We start from the raw sequence: 4,124 nt of genomic DNA on the forward strand, positions 1-4,124 counted from the left end.
GTTAAGTCCATGGACTCTTATGGCCTTATGTACACATCCAACGTGACGCTGGCCCAGATACTGTCGAAGAACGAATTCGGGGTCGAGGTTTTCGGCAGGGGCTTCTTCGTGCTCCGCTCCCTCTCAACTATCATTGGAAACGAGAGCATACTCAAGGCATACCGGGTGATATTCAGGGACTACAAGGGGGTTCACAACATGAGCGCCGAGACGCTGGAGAGAATCTTCGAGAACGCCAGCGGACAGAGGCTTGAGTGGTTCTTCGATGAGTGGTTCAAGACGAACCTCGTTCCCAACTACAACGTTCAGGATTTGAAGCTCGAGAACGGCTCCACCTATCGCTTGAGCTTTAAACTCGTTGATTCGTCGGGCTTCACGATGCCCATTAGAGTTGCCGTCTACGACTCCAACGGAACCCTCATCGGGAAGAAAACAGTGTGGGTGCGGAAGGGACTCGGTGAGGTGAGCTTCTCACTGAAGGAGAGGCCGGCTAAGGTTGTCGTAGACCCCGGCGACTTCGTCCTGAACCCCAAGCTCCAGACGACGATTGATGGAGTATCAATTTTCATCGACTGACTCCCTCTCCTTTTCTACCCTGAAGGGAACCTTCTCAACGACGTCCTTTGCGAGCGGAACGTCAAGAACGGCCTTGAGCGTAAAGGTGCCGTGACCGAGCACGGTGGAGTCCTTCCACAGGGCCTTGACGAGCGACATGGGACTTACGGTCTTGTAGTTAGTGAAGACGACCGTCTTCTCCTCCGGGAGAGGCGAAAACGAGAAGTCAAAGCTCTGCCCTTCGGCTATCCTTTTCCACACCTTCTCCGAACCAACCTCGATTCTCACCTTCCTCGCCTTCGACAGCTCGGCCTGCACGCTCCCCCTCAGCTCCTTTCCCTCTCCCCGGAACGCCACCATCGCGATGTCGCTCCCCTTACTCAGGGTAAGGCTTCCCGAGCCGGTAACCTCTCCATCGTCCGTGAGGAAAATCAGGAGGACGTCCTTGTAAGGCCCGCTGAGGATTCTCACCGCTGGTGCCTCTACTCTGCCAGTCCCGTCGCGGAGCACCTCAACCCTGAAAGGTCCATTTAAGAACTCCACGAACGCCCCGGTTTTCCTCTCACGGGCCTCAAAGTTTCTCCTGACGTGGTAGCTCCTGCTCCGCCCGGTGTTCCTCCAGTAGCCGTCGAGGGCTATCCTGCCGGTCTCGTATTCAAGCTCCTCCGGAAACGTAACCCCGCTCTCCGTCACAGAGGAGCCCTCGAAGAGCATCGAGGTCTTTTTATTGCCTGTGAAGACGCTCGTTCCCTTCGCGAGGGCGAGGAGTATGAACAGAACCGGCATGGCCAGAAAGAGGAGGGCAAACCACGTCGGCGCGAAGCTCAGTATTCCTATGGAAATCCAGATGAAAAAGACCGCGAACGCCACAACCGCGAAGACGGCAAGGGTTCCGCTCTCCTTCACGAGGACCTTTCGCAACCTAACCACCGCTCAATCCTTAGCGGTTCCCTTTATTACTTTTGTCCCTCGTATGGCAAGGTTTAATTCGCCTCCCGGGAACTCAGAACGGTGATGGCATGGTTCGGTTGCCTTACATGGACGGCTTCTATGAGCTACGCCCGAGCAAAATAATAGCCCTCGCCAAGAACTACGCCGAGCACGCGAGGGAAATGGAGAGCGACGTTCCAAAAAAAACCGATCTTCTTCCTCAAGCCTCCGAGTGCGCTCATCGGGCCCGGCGAGCCGATAATCCTGCCCAGGATGAGCAAGCGCGTTGACCACGAGGTCGAGCTGGCAGTTATAATCGGGAAGCGCGCGAGGAGAGTTCCCGCTGAGAAAGCTATGGATTACGTCCTCGGCTACACGATACTGCTCGACATTACGGCGAGGGACCTTCAGGCCGAGGCGAGGGAGAAGGGCCTTCCCTGGACGATTGCGAAGGGCTTCGACACCTTCGCTCCCGTCGGCCCGAGGGTCGTGGATAAGCGCGAGCTGAAGATAGACGACCTCGAAATCGGCCTGAAGGTGAACGGCGAACTCAGACAGCTCGGAAGAACGGGCGAGATGGTCTTTAAGGTTCCCGAGCTGATAGAGTACATAAGCTCAGTCATGACGCTCGAGCCCGGGGATATAATAGCAACTGGAACTCCCGCAGGAGTCGGTCCGCTGAGGCACGGGGATAAAATTGAAGCGTGGATTGAGGGCATCGGAATGGTCGAGTTCGACGTCCTGAGCGAGGACGCGATTCTTTGTTAGGTTAAATCTGTATAGCCTGCTGTTTTGGACAGTATCTGACTTACAATCTGTTTTACTTTTTCTCTATGCTTCCTATGCTTCACGAAGGTTTCGTTTAGCCAGTATATCTTCCAACCGTTTTTCGTTAGAATTCTATGTTTCTGAAGGTCTTTTTCTGTAGGTGGGTAATAAACTTCGGCTGGGTGATTTCCTATTGGACTAAGCGGTTCTCCTCTGACCCATTGAGGAGTGTGCCAGTAGGTTGCCCCGGGTTCAAACCCGATTTTGAGGGAGGGCAATGCAAAATCAATGTACTTCCCGTATATCGGGTACTGTTTTACGTAATCGATTCCCTCTCTGAGTCCCAATTCCTTCAGTATACTCTCAAATTTCCTTTCTAAGTCGGTATCCTTGTACTTCGGCGGAGTATCTTTTTTGATGTAGACCTTAAGGCGTCCTTGAGGTGCCCCAACGATAGTCCAACTCCATACAAACCCTGTCGGGGGTTTGCAGTTGGTTATTATCCGCTCAAGCTCATCACGTGAGACTACCAATTTTGACGGGGGTACAGCCAGCATAAGGTAATCACGGCAGGGATTGTTTCCATCTGATGATGTAGTTCCAATTATTATCGCACACATTGTGACATCCCCAAGACCTGAACTTTCCACCATTTTAAACTTTACTCAACCACGTAAGTGTGCACCATCAGCCCGCCGTGCCCTATGAGGCGGTGGTGCTTGATTTGGAAGCCGTTCTCCTCTATTGCCCTCTCTATCGCCCCCTTCTCCGTCGTTATGAAGACCCCCCTCTTCTCCAGAACCTTTGCAAGCTCTCCGAAAAAGTCCATGTAGAGCTTCGGAATGGCGCTCTTCCTCCCTATCTTTAGCCCGTAGGGAAGGTTGCTGACCGCGAAGTCCACGCTCTCGACGTGCTCGCTCAGCCTCGTCGCATCGCCGAGAACGAACTCTATTCTATCCAGCACTCCGGCGGAGAGGGCGTTCATTTCCGCCCCGCGCAGATGCTTCCTGAACTTCTCGAGGCCGATTATCCGTCCCTCGTAACCCCTTAGGGCGAGCTCTATCGGAATCGTTCCGGACCCGCAGAAGGGGTCTATGAATGGCCCGCCGTCCGGTTCGGCCAGCTCAATCAGCGCGTTCGCTATGCTGGCCTTTAAATGGGCCGGGTGGTCGTAAACGCGCCAGGGCCTCTTGTGGAGCGAGCTGTCGCCGGTCGTGTCAATCCCGAGGAAGAAGGCCTCATCAATCAGCTCGGCCCTGAAGATTACCGACGGGTGGTCGAGGTTCACCTTTGGCGTTCCGAAGCGCTCCAAACGCTCGAATATCGCCTTTCCAACGGTTTTTGCGATATCAACGCTCGTAATCTTGTGCTCGCCCCTGCGGAAACTCCTTACCGCGAAGCTCTCGCTGACCTTAACATACCTTTCCACCGGAAGCGAAGCTACAAATTTTTCAATTCTCTTCAAAGCCCTCTCCGGCTCCTCATCGGTTATCCCCTCGAAGCGCTCGCTCGCTATCTCGACTATAACCCTGTGGAGAAGCCTCGAACGTTCGTTCAGGTAAGTCGAAACGCTCAGCTCCCTCTTCCGTCCCTTCTCGTCGGTGTAAAACGCTTTATCAACCTCGGCCAGGACCCTCCCCTCGACGCCGAGGGGCTTCTCCTCCACCCGAAACGGAACTCCGAGGTCGGAGAGGAGCCTCTCCACCTCGGCCCTCGCGAAGTCCTCTATTCCCCGTGAAGTGGTTAGGATTAGCCTCATGGTTCTGGCTTTTTCCCCGGGGTTTAAATGACCTTCGAAACAAAGCTTTTGGGTTTAGTGTTGTAATGAATGCTGGTGGGGGCAGTGAACTCATGGCGCTTCCGAAAGCTTT

General features: G+C 54.2%; 3 protein-coding genes and 2 pseudogenes. 2 read left to right on the forward strand and 3 right to left on the reverse strand.

Annotation, left to right across the window (positions count from 1 at the left end):
- Positions 1 to 576 (forward strand): annotated as a pseudogene (locus MVK46_RS00685) (hypothetical protein); the annotation flags it as partial.
- Here MVK46_RS00685 and MVK46_RS00690 read toward each other — a convergent pair.
- Positions 559 to 1,485, reverse strand: coding sequence for a hypothetical protein (locus tag MVK46_RS00690; RefSeq protein ID WP_297534490.1), 927 nt, complete (start codon positions 1,483 to 1,485; stop codon positions 559 to 561). The pseudogene MVK46_RS00685 and the gene MVK46_RS00690 overlap by 18 nt on opposite strands.
- A gap of 89 nt (positions 1,486 to 1,574) precedes the next feature.
- Here MVK46_RS00690 and MVK46_RS00695 point away from each other — a divergent pair.
- Positions 1,575 to 2,253: pseudogene (locus tag MVK46_RS00695) on the forward strand (fumarylacetoacetate hydrolase family protein).
- Here MVK46_RS00695 and MVK46_RS00700 read toward each other — a convergent pair.
- Entirely contained in the window at positions 2,250 to 2,873 is a 624-nt protein-coding gene (locus MVK46_RS00700; RefSeq protein WP_297534491.1) for a hypothetical protein, read from the reverse strand. The pseudogene MVK46_RS00695 and the gene MVK46_RS00700 overlap by 4 nt on opposite strands.
- A 41-nt stretch (positions 2,874 to 2,914) precedes the next feature.
- Entirely contained in the window at positions 2,915 to 4,012 is a 1,098-nt protein-coding gene (gene trm14 / locus MVK46_RS00705; RefSeq protein WP_297534492.1) for a tRNA (guanine(6)-N2)-methyltransferase, read from the reverse strand.
- Positions 4,013 to 4,124: the final 112 nt, after the last annotated feature.

This window comes from Thermococcus sp. (genome assembly GCF_027066465.1).
In the GTDB taxonomy this organism is placed as follows: domain Archaea; phylum Methanobacteriota_B; class Thermococci; order Thermococcales; family Thermococcaceae; genus Thermococcus.